This is a genomic window from Phenylobacterium sp. (genome assembly GCF_030679875.1).
GTDB lineage: Bacteria > Pseudomonadota > Alphaproteobacteria > Caulobacterales > Caulobacteraceae > Phenylobacterium.
Genome location: NZ_JAUXSP010000015.1, coordinates 176,494 through 193,773 on the forward strand (window position 1 = coordinate 176,494; position 17,280 = coordinate 193,773).

The window sequence follows — 17,280 nt, forward strand, 5'->3', positions numbered from 1 at the left end:
TCATGACAGACACCGTGACTCCCGGCGTCGCCCAGCGGCGCGAATTGATCGCATTCCGGATTGGCGACCAGGAATTCTGCGTCGACATCATGTCGGTGCGGGAAATCCGCGGCTGGGCGCCAGCCACGCCCCTGCCCCGGACCCCCTCCTTCGTGAAGGGTGTGATCAATCTGCGCGGCGCGGTCCTGCCGATCATCGACCTGGGCGCCAGGCTCGGGCTGGACACGTCCGAGCCCACGGCCCGTCACGTCATCATGGTCGTCCATATCGGCGAGCGCACCATCGGCCTGCTGGTCGATGCGGTGTCAGACATCATCAATATGAGCGACGATCTGGTTCAGCCGACCCCTGACGTCGCCAGCGACCAGGTGAAGACCTTCGTGAAGGGTCTGTTCGCCCTCGACGGCCGGATGGTCAGCCTGATCGCCCTGGACCGCGTTCTGCCCGAGACCGAAGCCGAGGCGGCATGACGCAGACCCCAGACTCCCGACGCGGCGGAAAGAACGAAGGTCTGGTCGACGGCGAGTTTCTGCTGACCGCAGAGGACTTCCGCAAGATCGCCCAGATCCTGCATTCCTATGCGGGCATCGCCCTGAACGAAGGCAAGGCCGCGCTGGTCTATTCGCGGCTTGCCAAACGCCTGCGCACGCTCGGCCTGCGGGACTTCAGGGAGTATTGCGCCCTGGTTGAGGACGTCGAGAGCCTGGATGAGCGCCAGGCGATGATGGCGGCCCTGACCACCAATGTGACGCGCTTCTTCCGCGAGCCGCACCATTTCGACCACCTGCGCGACCAGGTGATGCCCGAGCTCGCCGCCCGCGCCCGGGCCGGCGGTCGGGTGCGCATGTGGTCGGCCGCCTGCTCCAACGGCCAGGAGCCCTACTCCATGGCCATCACCCTGCTGTCGGTCCTGCCTGAGGCCGCCAAGCTGGACGTGAAAATCCTGGCCACCGACATCGACCCCAACATGGTCGCTGAGGGCAAGGCCGGCTGCTACCGGGAGGACTCTGTCTCTCCGGTGCCGCTGGAGCTGCGCCGCCGCTGGTTCGAGAAGGTCCAGGCTTCCGACGGCCGCGTCTGGTCGGTCTCCCCGGAGCTGCGAGACCTGGTGTCCTTCCGTGAGCTGAACCTCATCGGGGATTGGCCGATGCGGGGCCGGTTCGACATCATCTTCTGCCGCAATGTGGTGATCTATTTCGACGAGCCCACCCAGGAGCGCATCTGGAGCCGCTTCGTACCGGCCATGACGCCGGGGGGCACCCTCTATATCGGCCATTCCGAGCGGGTCAGCGGCCCGGCGGTCTCAACCCTGGAGACGTCCGGCCTGACCACCTATCGCTTGAGGTCCAAGCCATGACCGTCCGTGTACTCATCGTCGATGATTCGGCGACCATGCGCAGCCTGATCTCCGCCACCCTGCGGCAGGATCCAGAAATCGAAGTCCTGGGCTTCGCCAACGATCCCCTGGAGGCCCGGGAGGCTATCAAGCGCCTGAACCCGGACGTCATCACCCTCGATGTCGAAATGCCGCACATGAGCGGCCTCGACTTCCTCGAGAAGATCATGCGCCTGCGGCCGATGCCCGTGGTGATGGTCTCGACCCTGACCCAGGCCGGGGCCGAGGCGACGCTTTCGGCCATGGAACTCGGCGCGGTGGATTGCGTCGGCAAGCCCGGGGCGGGCAACACCGCTTCCGAAGCCTTCGCCGACCTCGCCGAAAAGGTGAAGGCCGCAGCCCGCGCCCGGGTGCGCCCATTCTCCGGCCCCGTTGTCCGCGCCGAGGAAAACCGCACCTATCGGGCCGAGGACATCATCGTGGCCATCGGCTCGTCCACGGGCGGGGTCGAGGCCCTGATGACCATCCTGTCCGGGTTCCCGGCCACCTGCCCGCCGACCGTCATCACCCAGCACATGCCGGCGACCTTCACCAGGAGCTTCGCCGAGCGCCTGGACCGAGTGTCCGGCGCCAAGGTCGCCGAGGCCTGGGATGGCGCGCGTCTGGCCCCTGGCCATGTCTACCTGGCCCCGGGGGGCGCCGCGCACCTGGAAGTGACCGGAAGCACCCACCCCACCTGTCGGCTGCGGGTCGATGAGCCGGTCAACGGTCACCGGCCCTCGGTGGACGTTCTGTTTGAGTCGGTCGCCCGCCTGAACCGTCCCGCCCTGGGCGTCATTCTCACCGGCATGGGCCGCGACGGCGCACAAGGGCTGCTGAGCCTGCGCCAGGCTGGCGCGCACACTCTCGGCCAGGATGAGTCGAGCTGTGTGGTCTATGGGATGCCCCGCGCCGCCTTCGAGATCGGGGCAGTGGAGAAACAGTCGCCGCTTGCTCGCATGAGCGCGGCAATCCTTGGTCTATGCGCGGCCGTTGAGCCGCAAAGGAGCGCCTGATGCCCGCCCCCGGAGCCATCAAGACCTTGATCGCCGATGATCAGCAGTCCATGCGCTCGCTGATCCGCACCAGCCTGAACGCTCTTGGAATCACCCAGACCCGCGAGGCGGCCGACGGGGAAGACGCCCTGCGCGCCCTGCTGGCCCAGCCGGCCAATCTGGTGATCACCGACTTCAACATGCCCAAGCTGGATGGGCTGGGGCTGCTGCGGGCGATCCGCGCCCACGGCCCGATCTCCAAGACCGCCGTCATCATGCTGACGGGCCGGGCCGACCGCGAGCTTGTCCAGCGGGCCGTTCAGTTCGGCGTGAACAATTACCTGGTCAAACCCTTCACGACCCAGATCCTGAAGGAAAAGATCGAAGCCGTTTTCGGGCCGCTCGAATGATCGTTGAGAATATCTCGCAGCGCGCCGGCAAGCGGGTCCATGTGGTCCAGGGCGAGCACTATGTCACCGGCGATCCAGAGGTCACCCTTACGACCATCCTCGGAAGCTGCGTGGCCGTGTGCCTTTGGGATCCCGAGCGTGGCGTCGGTGGGATGAACCACTTCCTGCTGCCTGAGGGTAAGGCTGAAGGCGCCAACGAAGGTCGGCGCTACGGCGCCTTCGCCATGGAAGTGCTGATCAACGAACTGCTTCGTCTGGGTGCTCGTCGAGAGCGCCTGCAGGCCAAGCTGTTCGGCGGCGCGAGGATGTTCACCGGTCTGTCGGACGTCGGCGCCTCCAACATCGCTTTCGCCGAACGCTTCATGCGCGACGAAGGCATCCCGGTCATGGGCACCAGCCTTGGGGGCTTCGGCGCCCGGCGCATCCAGTTCTGGCCGACCACAGGTCGCGCTCAGCAGAAGACCGTGACCGACACCCAGGAACTGACCAACCTCAAGGAAGTCCCCAAACCTGCGCCGGTGGTCGTCGACGACGGCGCGGTGGAGCTGTTCTGATGCGTCCCGGCCAGGTCGCCGTACTCGCTCCGCCGCTCCTGGCCGCCCTGGCTGCGGAGTTGGACCACGCAGGCGACCTGTGCGCTCGCCTGGAGGAGTTGGTGGCCCGACTGGCCGCGGCGGTCGATGGAGAACCCCGGGAGCTGGCCCTCAGCGAGGCCCAGACCCTGGATGTCCTGACGCAGCATCTCGCCTCCCTGGCGGTCTTCATGCGGGGAATCTCGGGGCAGCTGACGACGGCAAGATCGGTGGATTCCGACTCTGTCCTCGCGCAGGTTCCGCTCAGCGACCTCGCCGCTCGACTCCGGGCGGTCCTCAATAACGCCAGTCAGATCCCGCCGACGCCAGATGGCGCGTCTGGCGATCTTGATCTGTTCTGAGGCGCCCCGGTGAGCCTGCACCCCGACGTCCGGCTGAACCTGGCGCGCTCCAACCTTCTGCTGATCGACGACAACGAGCAGGCCCTGGAAGTGCTCGCCTCGATCTTCCGCGGATTTGGGGTGCATCGGCAGGTCAAGTGCGGCTCGGCTGCGGACGCTCAGGGCGTGCTGCGAAGCCGTGAGATCGACCTGATCGTCTGCGACACGGTCATGCCCGACATGGACGGCTATTCCTTTGTGCGCTGGCTGCGCCGGGAAGGACCCGACGAGGCGCGGTTCGCCCCGGTGATCATGCTGACCGGCCACGCCGCCCGCTCGACCATCGAAAGCAGCCGCGACTGTGGCGCCAACTTCATTGTCTCCAAGCCCTTTACGCCCGAGGTTCTGCTGCAGCGAATCTACTGGGTGGCGAAGGATGAGCGCTCCATGGTCCGGAGCGACACCTATGTCGGACCTGATCGACGCTTCCGGAACACCGGACCGCCCTTGGGCGTCAAGGGCCGGCGCAAGGACGACCTGTCGGCCCACATCGGTACGGCCAAGGATCCGAATATGGACCAGGACGAGATCGACAACCTGCTGAAGCCGCAAAGGGCCGCCCTATGAGCGACGCTGAAATCTTCAAGGTGCGCAACCGCCTGGCCAATCATGTGAGCGAGCCGGGCGGCATGACCGCGGGCATGGCCGGCAGCCGGGCCGCCCGGGAACTGGCCGCGCAGCAGGGCAAGTCCTACGAGGCCATCGGCGAGGCCCTGGAGACCCTGGAATGGCTCTGCCAGGACAAGGCCGCGCCGATGGATTCGGTCTATGACCTGTCCACCACCGTCCTCGATATCGCCGGTCTGTTCGACGACAAGCAGCTGTGCCGGGCGGCCTACAGCCTCTGCGAGCTGGCCGACAAGCTTCGCACCCGCGACGCCGTCGACTGGGCCGCGATCAAGGTGCATGTGAACGGTATGCGACTGATCTGGAACACCCCGGAGGCTGCTCGCGAGGGCCTGAACGCCATGGTCGAAGGCCTCTGGAGCCTGACCGAACATCTGAGCATCGACGACAGCGAGGCCGAGGCGCCCGCCGCCTGAACAGAACCGCCGCCGGGAGCTCGTGAGCCCCCGGCGACCATCCTGCGGCCGATCAGGCCTCGTTGGTGAAGATCACCGTGCCCGAGGCGGCGAACATGCCGCCAACCCCGTGACAGACGCTGATCTTGGCGCCGTCCACCTGAGCCGGCGCTATGCCGCGCATCTGACGCACGCTCTCCTGCAGGGCGTACATGCCGTACATCCCTGAGTGCATATAGGAGAGACCCCCGCCATTGGTGTTCAGGGGCAGCTTGCCGCCGATCGCGGTGTTGCGGCCATTGATGAAGTCCTTGGCCTCGCCCGGCTTGCAGAAGCCGAGGTCCTCCAGCCCATAGAGGGGCAGGTGGGCGAAGGCGTCGTAGATCATCAGGTGATCGACGTCGGCATGGCTGATGCCGGCCTCGTCAAAGGCCTTCTTGCCCGAAACCCGGAAGGCCTTGGAGGTGGTGAAATCCTCCATCTGGCTGACCAGCGGCGTCTCGACGCTCTCGCCCGTGCCCAGCACATAGACCGGCTTCTGCGGGAAGTCCTTGGCCCGCTCGGCGCTGGTCAGGATGAGCGCGCCGCCGCCGTCGGTGACCAGGCAGCACATCAGCTTGCGGAACGGCCAGGCGATCATGTCGGAGTTCAGGACATCATCGATGGTGATCGGGTCGCGATAGGAGGCGCGGGGATTCTTCGCCGCCCATTCCCGCTGGATCACCGCCACATTGGCGAGGTCTTCCTCGGTCACCCCATAGGTCTTCATGTAGCGAAGCACCGGGATGGTGAACATGGTCGGCGGGGCGGTGACCCCATAGGGCATTTCGAACTGCCCCATAAGGCTCGACGGCGCCCGGCCAAAGCCCCCGGCCCCGACCCGCGAACGGCCCGACTCCCCGTGGGTGATCAGGACGGTGGTGCAGAGGCCCGCATTGATGGCGGCGGCGGCATGACGGACATGCAGCATGAAGGAGCAGCCGCCGACACTGGTGCCGTCGGCATAGGTGGGCGTGATCCCCAGATACTGGGCGAGTTCCACCGGCGAGATGCCGGCGCAGGCCACGCCGTCGATGTCGGTGGGCTTCAGGCCAGCGTCGGCCAGGGCGTTGAGGGCGGCGTCGGCGTGCAGGCCGATCACGGACACGTCCGGAATCTTGCCCATCTTGGTGGTTTCAGCGGCGCCTACGACCGCGACAGATTTCTGCATCATGGTCGCCTTACCCCTTGGCCGGCTGGAAGAATGGCAGCGAGATGGTGTCGCTCATCTTCTCGAAGACGACCTCCAACGGCATGTCGAGCACCAGGGCCTCAGGGGTCTGGGGGCAACCGACAATATTGGTCATCATCCGCGGGCCTTCCTCGAGCTGCACCACGGCGATGGCGTAGGGCTCGGTCCCCATGTCCGGGCGGGGACGATGGTTGATCACGTAGGAGTAGAGGGTGGCGCGGCCGCTGGCCTTGAAGACCTCGACATTGCGCGAGCCCGTCTTGGGCGCAAACGGGCGCGGCGGGAAATAGGCTTCTCCGGTCTCCTTGCAGCGCTGGAGCAGAAGCTCCCCGTTGCGGGTCCCGTCCCAGAAATGCTGGGTCTCCGGAGTCGGCTCCGGCAAAATGCGAGGCGGCATACGTCTCCATCCCTCAAAAATGTTTTCAAAAATCCCGGCCTTGTCCGGCCGAGCGGGCGCCAGAAAAGACGAGTGCGAGGCGCTTGTCGACCGGCTTAGACCGGAGACCCCGAAAGACGCCGCCGCGCACTGGCTGCGGCCAGGGCTCGCCAGACCTCGGACTCCAGGCGGCGGGACTCTGGATCGTCCTGACCTTCCAGCTGCGCATGCAGGGCGATCAGGGCCACCTTCAGCTCGTTGTTGGCGCCTTGAAGGGCGCTGAGCCGCAAGCTCTCGTCCCGCCCTCCGGCCAGGGCCTCCAGCCAACGGCGACGGGAATCGTCCCGCCAGACCGCCGCGCCCTTGGCGAGCAGGACCCGGAGCTCTGCGTTTTCCAAGACCAGGATCTCGGCCGCGCCATCCCACATCTCTGCGGCCAGGGCGAGCAACAGGGCCGAAAGACCAAGCTCTCCGGCGCGCTCGGCCACGGGAATATTGGGGGCGGCGTTACGCGCGACTCGGCCGGCCAGATCGGCCAGCACCTGAGAGACGGCAGGTGTCATAGGTGTCCCATCACTTTCAGGGCGCCCCGGTCCTGGGCGTTGATCAGGGCCCAGGCGGGATAGACCAGGATCGGATCGCGGTTGGCCCCATCGAGCCAGGTCTTGGCGCTGGACACCCAGATGGCCTGGCCCTTCACGCAGGCGAACAGTTCCCACCATTTCAGCGCTTCTGGCGGCGCGCTCAGCCCGCTGGCGGCCTCCCAGGCGGCGATCGCCTCGTCCCGGGGCAGCAGGCCGCCAGGGTGCTCTCGACCGAAAGACCAGACAGGATTGAAGCTCCAGCCGAGGTCCTCCAGGGGATCGCCCAGATGGCACATCTCCCAGTCGAGGATCCCGTGGATGCCCCCTTCGGTGTCATAGAGGAAGTTGCCCGTGCGGTAGTCCCCGTGCACCACCGCCACCTTCTGGGCTGGCGGCGGCGGATGGGCCCGCAGCCAGCGGATCGCCGCCCGGATGATGGGCAGGGGCTCGGTCTCGTCAGCGTCCAACACCCCTTCCCAGTGGTCGAGTTCGCGCCGCCAGACCCCGTCCGCCGTCGTCGCGGGCAGGACCTTGGCCAGGCCCAGCGCCACAGGATCAGCCCGGGCGATCTGGCCCAGTATGGTCCACTTGCGCCGTCCGAGCGCCGGCAGGCTGTCCAGATAGGGCGCCGTCCACAGGGGTCCGGTCCCGGCCTGGAAGCCGGCGATCTCCTCGGCCACGAAGAAGGGGCTGCCCAGCGCCGCATCCCCCTCCTCCAGCCAGAGCATTTCCGGCACAGGAACATCGCCGCCATGGAAGGCGCGATAGGCCTCGAACTCCACCCGCCGTTCGGTGTCGATCAGGCTGTCGGCCGGATCGCGTCGCAGGATCAGGCCGCGTCGTCGGGCCTCCCCCGCCTCGCTCCACACCAGGGTGAAGCGATAGGTCTGTCGCGAGGCGCCGCCGGTGATGCGGGCGACCTCGGTGACCGCCACATCCCGCGCCTGCGGCATCCGCGCGGCGATGTAGGCGCCCAGACGCTGGACGAGCTCAGGCTCCTCCATGCTCAGCTCATCTTGAAGCGGATAGGCAGGGTCTTGGGCCCATTGACGAACACCGCCTGAGACATCTGGGGTTCACCGGCCAGCTCCAAGGACTCCAGGCGCGGGATCAGCTCCTCCCAGAGGATCCGCATCTCCATCTTGGCCAGATGCTGGCCGAGGCACAGATGGGCGCCATAGCCGAAGGCCAGGTGCTTGTTGGGCTTGCGGTCGACCCGGAAGGCCTGCGGATCGTCGAACACCGCCTCGTCGCGGTTGCCCGAGGCGTAGCAGAGCATCAGCCAGTCCTGGGCCGCGAGGCTGCGGCCGCCGATCTCGGTCGGCTCGGCGACGGTGCGCATGAAGGTCTTCACCGGCGTCGTCCAACGGATGGACTCGTCCACCAGGCCCGCGATCAGGGAGGGATCGGCCTTGAGCTTGGCCAGCTCGCCCGGGTTCTCCGCCAGGCCCCAGATGGCGCCGCCGGTGGAGGATGAGGTGGTGTCGTGGCCGGCGGTGGCGACGATGATGTAGTAGCTCATCGCCTCGAACTCGGAGATGGGCTGGCCGTCGATCATGCTGTTGGCGATCACGCTGGACAGGTCATCGGTGGGGTTGGCCCGACGGTCGGCCGACAGCTTGCGGAAATATTCGAAGAAGTCGGTGATCACCCCGGGCGTCAGCTTTGCGCTGGGATCGACCTCCTCCTTGCGAGCCAGTTCCGGGTCGGCGGCGCCGAACAGCTCCTGGGTCAGCATCAGCATCCGGGGCTCGTCTTCCGGGGGCACGCCCATGATCTCCATCACCACCCGCAGGGGGTAGTGCAGCGCCACCTCGCGGACGAAGTCGCACTGACCCCCGGTGGCGGCCATCTGCTCCACGGCCGCCTTGGCCACGCCGCGGATGCGATCCTCCATGGACCGCAGGTTCTGCGGCATGAACCAGGCTTGCGTCAGGGCCCGGTACTTGTGGTGGTCAGGCGCATCCATGTGGATCAGGGTGCGCAGAAGATGCGGGCTGCCGCCGGTCATCTCGCGGATCTTGGCGTCGGTCTCCAGATTGACGATGGTCGGCGACTTGGCCCCGTTCAGGAACAGCGCGTTCTGGCGGCTGATCTCCAGGATGTCGGCATGGCGGGTGGCCACCCAGAAGGGCTCGTATCCCGCCGGTTCGGCCAGCCCAAAGGCGTTGTTGGCCCGCAGCCAGGCATAGGTTTCGTGGATGCGCCCATCGGCATAGGCCTTGGGATCCACCAGAGTCTGCGCATGTTCTGCCGGTATGCGCGCGTTTAGGTCAGTCATGGTCGCCCTTGCGAGCGGCCTTACGTTGCGGAATGCTTACCCAGGGGCAGCAATTTCGTTCCGTAACGTTAGGACGCCTACGCCTCCCTTGCCTTGTTCTACTTGAACAATTGATACTGCCAGCACAGGCGACGTCGCAATACCGACAATCATACAGCTGTAGAAAATACGTCCGGAGGAACCGCCCATGCTGACCAAGGCCGATGATTTTCCCATCCACCAGACGCCGGAGCCCGTCGCCCATGCCGGCACGGACCGGAACTTCTACGACCGCTATTTTTTCAATGGCTACAGCCCCGACGGAGCCACCTATTTCGCCATCGCCTTCGGGATCTATCCGCACCTGAATATCGCCGACGCCCATTTCAGCGTCATCCGCGACGGCGTGCAGCATTGCCTGCACGCCTCCCGGGTCCTGCATTCAGAGCGGCTGGACATGACGGTGGGGCCCATCACCATCACAGTGGTCGAACCCCTGCAGGTCCTGAAGGTCACCGTGGCCGGCGATGAGGGCCTGGCCTGCGAGATCACCTTCACCGGCCGGGCCTTCCCCATCGAGGAGCCCCGCTTCACCCGCCGGATCGGGCCGCGGGCCTTCATGGACTATACCCGCCTGACCCAGAACGTCCGCTGCACAGGCTGGATCGAGATCGACGGCGTCCGCCAGGACCTGCCGGACGGGACGGTGGGCTCCCGCGACCGGTCCTGGGGCATCCGGCCGGTGGGCGCGCCAGATCCTCAGCCGCCAGTTCCCATGACCATGACCGGCTTCTTCTGGCAGTGGACGCCGTTGAACTTCGCCGACCAGAGCCTCTTCTTCCACGTCAACGCCGACCCGGACGGGACCGCCTGGAACACCCGGGCGGTGGTGCTGCCCGATGGCGCTGCGCAAGGGGGCGGCTATCACACCTCGGCGGCCAGGATGACCGGGGTGGCGCTGGTCCCCGGGACCCGCCACGCCCAGGGCGGCGTGCTGGAAATCCCCTCTGGAGAGGGTCTGATTAGGGTCCATTTTGAGCCATTTCTGACCTTTTTGATGCGCGGAATCGGCTATTCCGGCGCCTGGCGACACGGCGCCTACAAGGGCGAGCTGGTGGTCGAGCGGGAAGACATCGACCTGGCCAGCGCCGACATGGGGGCGGCCGAGCATGTCCACATCCAGGCCCTGTCCCGGGTCACCCTGACCGCGCCAGGCCAGGCGCCGCAGCAAGGCCTCGGTGTCTTCGAGCAGCTGATCGCCGGCCCCTATCAACCCTACGGCCTCGGCTGAGGCCCCGCAGGGCTTGCCAAGGCGGCGCCGGACTGATGGGCTGGGCGCCATCCCAGACAGAGGTGAACCATGCGGCGGTTTCTTGCTCAGCTCTTCGGTCCGGCGCCCACGGCGGCGGCGCCATCTGACACGACGACGGCGGCGGCCCCGCGAGCGCCAGCAGCCGGCGTCGAGCGCACCTGGACTTCCAGCGATGGGCTGAGCCTGTCGGCCCGGGACTACGACGGCGCAGGCGGCCCCGCCCGGCTGCCGGTGATCTGCATCCACGGCCTGACCCGCAATTCCCGGGACTTCGAGGACGTGGCGCCGGCCATGGCCGCCACCGGCCGCCGCGTGCTGGCCCTCGACATCCGGGGGCGCGGCCGTTCGGCCTATGACCCCAACCCGACCAACTACAACCCCGCCGTCTATGCCGGGGACGTGGCCGCCCTGATGAGTGAGGCCGGAATCGCCCGGGGGATCTTCCTGGGCACCTCCATGGGGGGGCTGATCACCATGACGCTCGCCACGATGCGCCCGGACCTGATCGCCGGCGCCGTCCTCAATGACATCGGCCCGGAGATCGCCACCGAGGGCCTGACCCGGATCAGCGGCTATGTGGGGTCGGGCGAGCCGGCGGCCAGCTGGGCCGAGGCGGCCGAACGGACCCGGGCGATCAATGGCTCAGCCCAGCCGCATCTCAGCCCCGCCGACTGGGACCGGTTCGCCCGGCGCACCTGGCGCGAAGCTGAGCCGGGCAAGCTTGTCCTCGACTACGATCCGGCCATCGCCCAGGCCTTCGCCGGAACGCCGGCCGGCGCGCCGCAGACCAGCCCCGACCTCTGGCCCCTGTTCATGGCCCTGGCGATCAACCGGCCGATGCTGCTGGTGCGCGGCGGCGCCTCGGACCTGCTGGCCGAGGGCACGGCTAGCCGGATGCAGGCCCTGGCGCCGCAGATGCGCCGGGTGGATATCGAGGGCGTCGGCCACGCCCCCACCCTGGACGAGCCGGCCGCCCGCAAGGCGATCACCGACTTCCTGTCCGACGCCCCGTAAGCCTCTAGCGTTCGACCACGTCGCCCTTCATGGGGGCGAGCCTGGCTAGAAGTCGGTTCTGGGCGCGGAAGGGGACGCCCGCATCGTCCATGGCGCCTTGCAGGTTCTCCACCAGGGCGTTGAACTCAGCGGTGGTGATCCCGAGGTCCTTGTGGGCGGCGGCCATGTCGCGACCACTGTAGGCGCAGGGCCCGCCCAGGATGAAGCAGACCTGCTCCTTCAGGGTCCGGCGCAGGCGCGCCAGGTCGGTAGGCTTGAAGATCTCCTCCAGCCGCGGATCACGCACCGAGCGGTCGACCAGATCATCGATGATCCGGCTGACCCCTTGCACACCGCCCAAGGCCTCGAAGACGGCGTCCTCGGCCATGGGGGCCGCCCCGGCGTTGGCGTCGTCTACGGCGTAGGGGTCGATGGCCTCTTCTCCCGGGTGCGCCCAGGGGGTCGGCTGGGCGGCGGCCGGGAGGGGCAGAATGAGGACGGCGGCCAGAGAGAGCGCGAAGATCGGTCGCATCAGAAGCCCGCCTGGATCGAGAGATAGAGACCGCGCTGATCCTCGAAGGTGGCGATGTCGCCGAGATCGGCATAGGCGGCGGTGATGGAAAGGTTCTTGTTCACCGCATAGGCGGCGAAGAGGTCGAACCAATCGTCCTCCCGGGCGAAGCCGAGATTGTCGGGCTTGGTCCGGTATTCCGCGCCGACCAGCAGCCGCTTGGTGAGCAGCACCCCGGCCGAGCCTTCGAACTGCAGGCTGTAGTCGTCATTGCGGTCACCGCCAAAGCCCAGCAGACCGCCCTGATTGGCCCGGGTGGCGCGCACGGTTCCGTTCAGCAGCACGCTCTGGTCCAGCAGGATCTTGGTGGCGGCCACATAGTAGTCGACGCCCTCATGGTCGCGTCCGCCGATGGCGGCGATCACGCCGGGCTGATTGTTGGACTTCCACTGGGCGCCGATGGCCACCTGCGGCGTCCAGCGGTCCTGGTCATAGACGGCGTCGCCGAAGACCCGCAGCTTGGCGCCCAGGACATCCTGGCGAAAGGTGAAGCCCTCGCCCAGACCCAGGCGTGCGCCCGTGGGGCCGGTGTCGAAGGTCTGCCGGGCATAGGACAGCTCCAGCCGGTCCTGAACGCCCAGGGCGATGCCGCCCGAGCGAAACTGGTAGTCCGGCAGGTCGACGACCGTGGCGTGCGCATTGGCGCCCACCTGGCCCTGGCTGCCATAGCCTGTGATCATCGCCCAAGGCGCAAGGCCGCCGCCGCCAGCCCCCTCCACGCTGGAGACGCCGCCGGTCAGCAACAACTTGCCGCTCCGATCCGCCTCCTGCGCGCCAGCCGCCCCAGTTGTAAGGGCCAGCCACAACCCAGTGACCGCTGTCAAACGTCTGAACAAGAGACCCCCGCTGATGATGCATTGCGCCGAACCCGGCGCCGCACCCGGTATTTTCGCAGGGGAAGTGTTTATGAAATATTCACCACAGCCGCACGCAGACTTCATGCCTGGACGATCAGGCCCTATGCCGAAGTATATCCACCCGTTCACGCCCTCAGGTGGTGTTGAAATATCGCTACATCTGAAAGCTTAGTCATGCCCAAGGCCCGCATTCTTCTGGCCAGCCTCCTGGTCTCCGCCGTCTGCGCCTTCGCCGCCCAGGCCGCAGACCTGCAAGTGACTGTGACCAATCTGGCCGGGGCGCCGGTCCGAGACGCCGTAGTGACGGTCAAGCCGGCGGTGGGGGGATGGGCCGTCAACAGCCGCACCAAGTTTTCCTGGGACTACCAGATGGTCCAGCACAACATCATCTTTGACCCGCATGTGCTGGTGGTTCCGACGGGCGCGGAGGTGACCTTTCCCAACCGGGACAAGGTGCGGCACCATGTCTATTCCTTCTCTCCGGCCAAGACCTTTGAGATCAAGCTGTATGGGCGCGAGGAGAACCGCAAGGTGGTGTTCGACAAGGCCGGCGTGGTCTCCGTCGGCTGCAACATCCACGACGGGATGATCGCCTACGTCTTCGTCTCCGACACCGTTCACGTGGCCAAGACCGGCGCCGATGGGGTGGCGGTTGTACGCGGCCTGCCGGCCGGCGCCGCGCGCCTGGCGGTCTGGCAGCCGAAGCTGCGCGCCGCAGGGGCTGAGAAGGTCCAGTCCGTCACCCTTCCGGCCCAGGGGGTCCTGCGCCAGACCGTAGCGGTCAATATTCGACCCTAGGCTGACTGGCGGGTCCGCAGGGCGTCGTCGGCCAGGAAGGCGCCCAGGGCCTCCAGCGTCATGGGCCGGGCGATCAGATAGCCCTGGGCGCTATCGCACCCCAGCGCGCCCAGCAGGGCGAAGACGGCCTCGGTCTCAACCCCTTCGGCGACAACCTTCATCCCCAGGCCGTGGGCCAGGTCGATGGTGGAGCGAACGATCAGGGCGTCGCGGCGACTGTCGGCCAGGCCGCTGATCAGGGCCCGGTCGATCTTCAGCTCATGGCCGCGGATCTGCTTGAGATAGGCCAGGGACGACAGGCCCGACCCGAAGTCGTCGATGGAGATCTCGATGCCCGCCTCGGCGAAGCGGTCGATGATCTTCAGGGCTAGGTCCGGGTTCTCGATGACCGCCGTCTCAGTAATCTCGAAGCACAGACGGCCCCGGGCCTTGGCGGCGGCGGCCAGGGCGAAGTCGGCGAAGTCGCTGTCCCCCAGCAGGCGGCCCGACACATTGACTGAAAAGGCCAGGTCATGGCCCTGGTCCAGCAGGACCCCCTGGTCCTCGATAGCCTGGTTGATCACCCAGTCGGTCAGGGCGCGGATATGGCCGGTCTCCTCGGCCATGGGAATGAACAGGTCCGGCCGGATCAGGCTTCCGTCCTCCCGCCGCCAGCGGATCAGGCTTTCGACGGCGTTCACCTGGCCGGCCCGCAGGTCGAACTTGGGCTGGTGGTGGAGCAGCATGTGGCCAGACTCGATGGCCCCCAGCATCCGGCTCATCAAGGCCAGGGAGGCCGAGGGATCGCCATAGGCCAGCCCGTCAAAGGCCGCCACCTTGACCCGGGCGACCCGGGCCTGGTCGAGCGCGATATTGGCCCGGTCTACGGCGAAGGCGCTGGTCTGGTCTTCCAGCCGCGGCGCTAGGCCGATGGTCAGGTCGACATCGATGGCCTCGCCTTCCACGGAGACCGGCGATTGCAGCGCCTCAAGCAGCTGGTGCGCCTCGGCCAGGGCCGCCTCGGCGTCCCGTGAGCGCAGGACCAGCCCCAGGGCTTCGCTGGAGACCCGGGCGGCATGCCCCTCGGGAGCTGCGCCCTGCAGGCGTTCGCCGATCTTCTGGACCATGAGGCCGGCCAGCCGGTAGCCGATGGCGCTACGGACCTGGGCGAAGCGTTCGACCCCGACCACGGCCACATAGGTGTCCCTAGCCGAGGTGCGGTCCAGGGCCTGTTCGAGGGCCAGGCGGTTGGGCAGGCCGGTCTCGCTGTCATGCATGGCCATGTGCAGGATCCGCCGCTCCCGCTCGCGGATCTCGTCAGCCATGGTGTTGAAGCTTGAGGCCAGGCGGCCGATTTCGTCGTCCCCGGCCACGTCCACATGGGCCTCCTCCCCGCGGCTGAGCCGCTGGGCGGCCAGGTCGAGGTCGGCGATGGGGCGGGCCAGGCTGGAGGCCAGCATCCAGCTGCCCCCGGCCATGATGGCGAGGCCCGCAAGGCCAAGGGCCGCCAGCCAGGCCATCAGGGCGTGATAGGGCGCCAGCGCCAGACGCAGGGGATAGCTGAGCACCAGGACCGTCCTGTCGCCGGGTATCAGCGGCGGCAGGGTCTTGACCACCGCCAGGGAGCGGACCCCCTCGGTCCGCATGACGCGAACCGAACGCTCCTGATCTTGCAGGGTGGCGGCGATCCCGGCGATTTCCGAGGGCGAGAGGTCGCCAGCCTCGCCCCGCCACGTCCCGGCTGTCTGGCGGCGGACGGCGGCGGTAAGGGGAATGGCGGCCAGCGCCTCGAGCTGGCGCATCTGGGCGGCGTCCAGTCGCGCGGCGAACACCACCCAGCCCCGCAGGTCAGGCGCCAGGATCGGCGCGGCGACCATCTGATAGGGCTGATCGCCGACCACCAGCACGCCGGCGGCGTTCTCGTCGGCATAGAGGGCGTCCAGCAGACCAGAGGCGCGATCCCCAAGGGCTGCGGACTCATCGCCCAGCAGGCGGCCGTCAGCGGTGAGGATGAAGGCCTCGTCCAACTCCAGGCGGCTGCGGAGGTTTTCCATGGCCGAGACGACGGTGGCGGTGTCCTCCGTCGCCACGGCGGCGCGGAAACCGAAATCCCGGGCCAGCAGGGAGGCGCCCTGGCGCAACTGATCAGATCGGAGGGACCAGATGCGGTCAAAGACCGTACCGCTGGCCTCGAGTTCGGCGCGGACCTGCCGTTGGGCGCTGGCCGAGGTGGCCGCGAAGACCGCCACGGCGACCAGGGCCAGGATCAGACCAAACAGGCCCGCATAGAGCACCGCCAGCCGGGTGCGCAGGCGGCTGAAGCCCCGGTGCGGGCCGTGGGCCGCGCGCCACAGCCCTCGCAGACGAACAGGGATCTGGCGGATCTGTAGGCCCTTCATGGGCCAAGCCTAGGCCATGGGCCATGAAAGTCCGGTAAAGCTCGGCCGGGCCCTGCGGTGTTGCGGCTTGCCTTTGGGGCGCGGGGCTTGGCACTATCAAAAGATTGCACCGAAAGAGGCCGCGATTTTCAGCCGCCGGCCCAAATTTTGAGAGATTGAGACTTTGACGATTTTGGCTCAGGCGGCGAAGGCTTCGCCGTCGATGGATTCAGACGCCTTCGCCTCGGTCGACGCGGTCGTCCAGGGACTGGCCAGCGTGGGCTATATCGCCTCGCGCCGCATCGCCACGGCGCTCTACATGTCGGTCCACCTGCAAAAGCCGATCCTGGTCGAGGGTGTGGCCGGCGTCGGCAAGACGGAACTGGCCCTGTCGACCGCCACCCTGCTCGACCTGCCGCTGATCCGCATGCAGTGCTACGAGGGCCTGGACGAGTCCAAGGCCCTGTACGAGTGGAAGTACGGCAAGCAGCTCCTCTACACCCAGATCCTCAAGGACCGCATGGGCGCCGAACTGGCCGACGCGGCCGGCATGGACGAGGCCATGGAGCGCCTGCACGGCATGGGCGACATGTTCTTCTCCGAGCCCTTCCTGGAGCCCCGGCCCCTGATGAAGGCTCTGCGGGAGGATGATGGCTGCGTCCTCCTGATCGACGAGATCGACAAGTCCGACGAGGCCTTCGAGGCCTTCCTGCTGGAGGTGCTGTCGGCCTATCAGGCCTCGGTGCCTGAGCTGGGCGTCATCAAGGCCAAGACCCCGCCGATCGTCTTCCTGACCTCCAACAATGTGCGCGACCTGGGCGACGCCCTGAAGCGCCGCTGCCTGCACCTGCACATCCCCCTGCCCGAGGCGAGCCTGGAGCGCCGCATCGTCGCCAGCCGGGTGCCGAACATCGAGGAGCGCCTGACCCACCAACTGGTCGGCTTCGTCCATGCCCTGCGCGAGATGGACCTGCGCAAGTCGCCCTCGATCTCCGAGACCGTCGACTGGGCCCGGGCGCTGATCCTGATGCACGCCGACAGCCTGGACGCGGCCATGGTCCGCGACACCCTGAACGTGATCCTGAAGTACGAGCAGGACATCCAGATGGTCGAGCCGCAGGTGAGCGAACTGCTGCGGACGGCCCAGGCGACTCCGTAGGCGCCGC

Annotated in this window: 20 protein-coding genes; 12 read left to right on the forward strand and 8 right to left on the reverse strand. The window is 67.3% G+C overall.

All coding sequences use genetic code 11. The features are described from left to right. The first annotated feature begins 2 nt into the window (after positions 1–2). The 8 genes from Q8K84_RS08900 to Q8K84_RS08935 are packed head-to-tail and all read left to right on the forward strand — an operon-like array spanning position 3 to position 4,796. Positions 3–470 carry a chemotaxis protein CheW gene (locus Q8K84_RS08900; RefSeq protein ID WP_305282275.1) on the forward strand — a complete coding sequence of 156 codons (468 nt, stop codon included), beginning with the start codon at positions 3–5 and terminating at the stop codon, positions 468–470. Continuing rightward, entirely contained in the window at positions 467–1,357 is an 891-nt protein-coding gene (locus tag Q8K84_RS08905; protein ID WP_305282276.1) for a protein-glutamate O-methyltransferase CheR, read from the forward strand. The genes Q8K84_RS08900 and Q8K84_RS08905 overlap by 4 nt, the downstream gene beginning before the upstream one ends. Further along, the gene (locus Q8K84_RS08910) at positions 1,354–2,391 is read left to right on the forward strand and encodes a chemotaxis response regulator protein-glutamate methylesterase (RefSeq protein WP_305282277.1); all 1,038 of its coding nucleotides are present in this window, start codon (positions 1,354–1,356) and stop codon (positions 2,389–2,391) included. The genes Q8K84_RS08905 and Q8K84_RS08910 overlap by 4 nt, the downstream gene beginning before the upstream one ends. Continuing rightward, positions 2,391–2,780 carry a response regulator gene (locus Q8K84_RS08915; protein ID WP_304756266.1) on the forward strand — a complete coding sequence of 130 codons (390 nt, stop codon included), beginning with the start codon at positions 2,391–2,393 and terminating at the stop codon, positions 2,778–2,780. Before Q8K84_RS08910 ends, Q8K84_RS08915 begins: the two co-directional genes overlap by 1 nt. Beyond that, positions 2,777–3,334, forward strand: coding sequence for a chemotaxis protein CheD (locus Q8K84_RS08920; RefSeq protein ID WP_305282279.1), 558 nt, complete (start codon positions 2,777–2,779; stop codon positions 3,332–3,334). Before Q8K84_RS08915 ends, Q8K84_RS08920 begins: the two co-directional genes overlap by 4 nt. Then, complete coding sequence (locus Q8K84_RS08925; protein WP_305282280.1) at positions 3,334–3,714, forward strand: hypothetical protein; 381 nt, start codon at positions 3,334–3,336, stop codon at positions 3,712–3,714. Before Q8K84_RS08920 ends, Q8K84_RS08925 begins: the two co-directional genes overlap by 1 nt. Positions 3,715–3,723: 9 nt before the next feature. After that, positions 3,724–4,320: a response regulator gene (locus tag Q8K84_RS08930; protein WP_305282281.1), complete on the forward strand. Its 597-nt coding sequence runs from the start codon at positions 3,724–3,726 to the stop codon at positions 4,318–4,320. Further along, entirely contained in the window at positions 4,317–4,796 is a 480-nt protein-coding gene (locus Q8K84_RS08935) for a hypothetical protein (RefSeq protein ID WP_305282282.1), read from the forward strand. The genes Q8K84_RS08930 and Q8K84_RS08935 overlap by 4 nt, the downstream gene beginning before the upstream one ends. 52 nt (positions 4,797–4,848) lie before the next feature. On the opposite strand, the gene Q8K84_RS08940 is transcribed toward Q8K84_RS08935, so the two are convergent. The 5 genes from Q8K84_RS08940 to Q8K84_RS08960 form a co-directional block, all read right to left on the reverse strand. Continuing rightward, positions 4,849–5,985 carry a thiolase domain-containing protein gene (locus tag Q8K84_RS08940; RefSeq protein ID WP_305282284.1) on the reverse strand — a complete coding sequence of 379 codons (1,137 nt, stop codon included), beginning with the start codon at positions 5,983–5,985 and terminating at the stop codon, positions 4,849–4,851. A 10-nt stretch (positions 5,986–5,995) separates the two neighbouring features. Next, positions 5,996–6,403: a Zn-ribbon domain-containing OB-fold protein gene (locus Q8K84_RS08945; protein WP_305282286.1), complete on the reverse strand. Its 408-nt coding sequence runs from the start codon at positions 6,401–6,403 to the stop codon at positions 5,996–5,998. 95 nt (positions 6,404–6,498) lie between these two features. Then, positions 6,499–6,945 carry a hypothetical protein gene (locus Q8K84_RS08950; RefSeq protein WP_305282287.1) on the reverse strand — a complete coding sequence of 149 codons (447 nt, stop codon included), beginning with the start codon at positions 6,943–6,945 and terminating at the stop codon, positions 6,499–6,501. After that, complete coding sequence (locus tag Q8K84_RS08955; RefSeq protein ID WP_305282288.1) at positions 6,942–7,970, reverse strand: phosphotransferase family protein; 1,029 nt, start codon at positions 7,968–7,970, stop codon at positions 6,942–6,944. Before Q8K84_RS08955 ends, Q8K84_RS08950 begins: the two co-directional genes overlap by 4 nt. A gap of 2 nt (positions 7,971–7,972) precedes the next feature. Beyond that, positions 7,973–9,247, reverse strand: coding sequence for a cytochrome P450 (locus Q8K84_RS08960; RefSeq protein WP_305282290.1), 1,275 nt, complete (start codon positions 9,245–9,247; stop codon positions 7,973–7,975). A gap of 187 nt (positions 9,248–9,434) precedes the next feature. Between Q8K84_RS08960 and Q8K84_RS08965 the strand changes: the two genes are divergently transcribed. Then, positions 9,435–10,517 (forward strand): hypothetical protein, encoded by a 1,083-nt coding sequence (locus tag Q8K84_RS08965; protein ID WP_305282292.1) that lies wholly within the window; start codon positions 9,435–9,437, stop codon positions 10,515–10,517. A gap of 69 nt (positions 10,518–10,586) precedes the next feature. Then, positions 10,587–11,552 (forward strand): alpha/beta fold hydrolase, encoded by a 966-nt coding sequence (locus Q8K84_RS08970; protein WP_305282293.1) that lies wholly within the window; start codon positions 10,587–10,589, stop codon positions 11,550–11,552. 4 nt (positions 11,553–11,556) lie between these two features. Here the strand turns inward: Q8K84_RS08970 and Q8K84_RS08975 are convergent, their stop codons facing one another. Both Q8K84_RS08975 and Q8K84_RS08980 read right to left on the reverse strand, forming a co-directional pair. Further along, positions 11,557–12,063, reverse strand: coding sequence for a group 1 truncated hemoglobin (locus Q8K84_RS08975; RefSeq protein ID WP_305282294.1), 507 nt, complete (start codon positions 12,061–12,063; stop codon positions 11,557–11,559). Then, positions 12,063–12,848, reverse strand: a complete 786-nt coding sequence (locus tag Q8K84_RS08980) for a DUF3034 family protein (protein ID WP_305282295.1) — start codon at positions 12,846–12,848, stop codon at positions 12,063–12,065. The genes Q8K84_RS08975 and Q8K84_RS08980 overlap by 1 nt, the downstream gene beginning before the upstream one ends. Positions 12,849–13,133: 285 nt before the next feature. Here Q8K84_RS08980 and Q8K84_RS08985 point away from each other — a divergent pair, with 285 nt between their 5' ends. Then, positions 13,134–13,757, forward strand: coding sequence for a methylamine utilization protein (locus Q8K84_RS08985; protein WP_305282296.1), 624 nt, complete (start codon positions 13,134–13,136; stop codon positions 13,755–13,757). Here the strand turns inward: Q8K84_RS08985 and Q8K84_RS08990 are convergent. Then, complete coding sequence (locus Q8K84_RS08990; RefSeq protein ID WP_305282297.1) at positions 13,754–16,135, reverse strand: bifunctional diguanylate cyclase/phosphodiesterase; 2,382 nt, start codon at positions 16,133–16,135, stop codon at positions 13,754–13,756. The two genes, Q8K84_RS08985 and Q8K84_RS08990, sit on opposite strands and share 4 nt — an antisense overlap. Positions 16,136–16,337: 202 nt before the next feature. On the opposite strand from Q8K84_RS08990, the gene Q8K84_RS08995 reads away from it, so the two are divergent. Beyond that, on the forward strand, positions 16,338–17,273 hold the full coding sequence (locus Q8K84_RS08995; protein WP_305282298.1) for a MoxR family ATPase: 936 nt from the start codon (positions 16,338–16,340) through the stop codon (positions 17,271–17,273). Positions 17,274–17,280: the final 7 nt, after the last annotated feature.

Excerpts from the sequence above, each read along its gene's own strand:
- Q8K84_RS08915 (WP_304756266.1), top strand. The coding sequence starts at position 2,391 with ATGCCCGCCCCCGGAGCCATCAAGACCTTGATCGCCGATGATCAGCAG.
- Q8K84_RS08950 (WP_305282287.1), bottom strand. The coding sequence starts at position 6,945 with ATGACACCTGCCGTCTCTCAGGTGCTGGCCGATCTGGCCGGCCGAGTC.
- Q8K84_RS08970 (WP_305282293.1), top strand. The coding sequence starts at position 10,587 with ATGCGGCGGTTTCTTGCTCAGCTCTTCGGTCCGGCGCCCACGGCGGCG.
- Q8K84_RS08960 (WP_305282290.1), bottom strand. The coding sequence starts at position 9,247 with ATGACTGACCTAAACGCGCGCATACCGGCAGAACATGCGCAGACTCTG.
- Q8K84_RS08905 (WP_305282276.1), top strand. The coding sequence starts at position 467 with ATGACGCAGACCCCAGACTCCCGACGCGGCGGAAAGAACGAAGGTCTG.
- Q8K84_RS08985 (WP_305282296.1), top strand. The coding sequence starts at position 13,134 with ATGCCCAAGGCCCGCATTCTTCTGGCCAGCCTCCTGGTCTCCGCCGTC.
- Q8K84_RS08990 (WP_305282297.1), bottom strand. The coding sequence starts at position 16,135 with ATGAAGGGCCTACAGATCCGCCAGATCCCTGTTCGTCTGCGAGGGCTG.
- Q8K84_RS08995 (WP_305282298.1), top strand. The coding sequence starts at position 16,338 with ATGGATTCAGACGCCTTCGCCTCGGTCGACGCGGTCGTCCAGGGACTG.
- Q8K84_RS08965 (WP_305282292.1), top strand. The coding sequence starts at position 9,435 with ATGCTGACCAAGGCCGATGATTTTCCCATCCACCAGACGCCGGAGCCC.
- Q8K84_RS08945 (WP_305282286.1), bottom strand. The coding sequence starts at position 6,403 with ATGCCGCCTCGCATTTTGCCGGAGCCGACTCCGGAGACCCAGCATTTC.
- Q8K84_RS08935 (WP_305282282.1), top strand. The coding sequence starts at position 4,317 with ATGAGCGACGCTGAAATCTTCAAGGTGCGCAACCGCCTGGCCAATCAT.
- Q8K84_RS08975 (WP_305282294.1), bottom strand. The coding sequence starts at position 12,063 with ATGCGACCGATCTTCGCGCTCTCTCTGGCCGCCGTCCTCATTCTGCCC.
- Q8K84_RS08940 (WP_305282284.1), bottom strand. The coding sequence starts at position 5,985 with ATGCAGAAATCTGTCGCGGTCGTAGGCGCCGCTGAAACCACCAAGATG.
- Q8K84_RS08925 (WP_305282280.1), top strand. The coding sequence starts at position 3,334 with ATGCGTCCCGGCCAGGTCGCCGTACTCGCTCCGCCGCTCCTGGCCGCC.
- Q8K84_RS08910 (WP_305282277.1), top strand. The coding sequence starts at position 1,354 with ATGACCGTCCGTGTACTCATCGTCGATGATTCGGCGACCATGCGCAGC.
- Q8K84_RS08920 (WP_305282279.1), top strand. The coding sequence starts at position 2,777 with ATGATCGTTGAGAATATCTCGCAGCGCGCCGGCAAGCGGGTCCATGTG.
- Q8K84_RS08955 (WP_305282288.1), bottom strand. The coding sequence starts at position 7,970 with ATGGAGGAGCCTGAGCTCGTCCAGCGTCTGGGCGCCTACATCGCCGCG.
- Q8K84_RS08900 (WP_305282275.1), top strand. The coding sequence starts at position 3 with ATGACAGACACCGTGACTCCCGGCGTCGCCCAGCGGCGCGAATTGATC.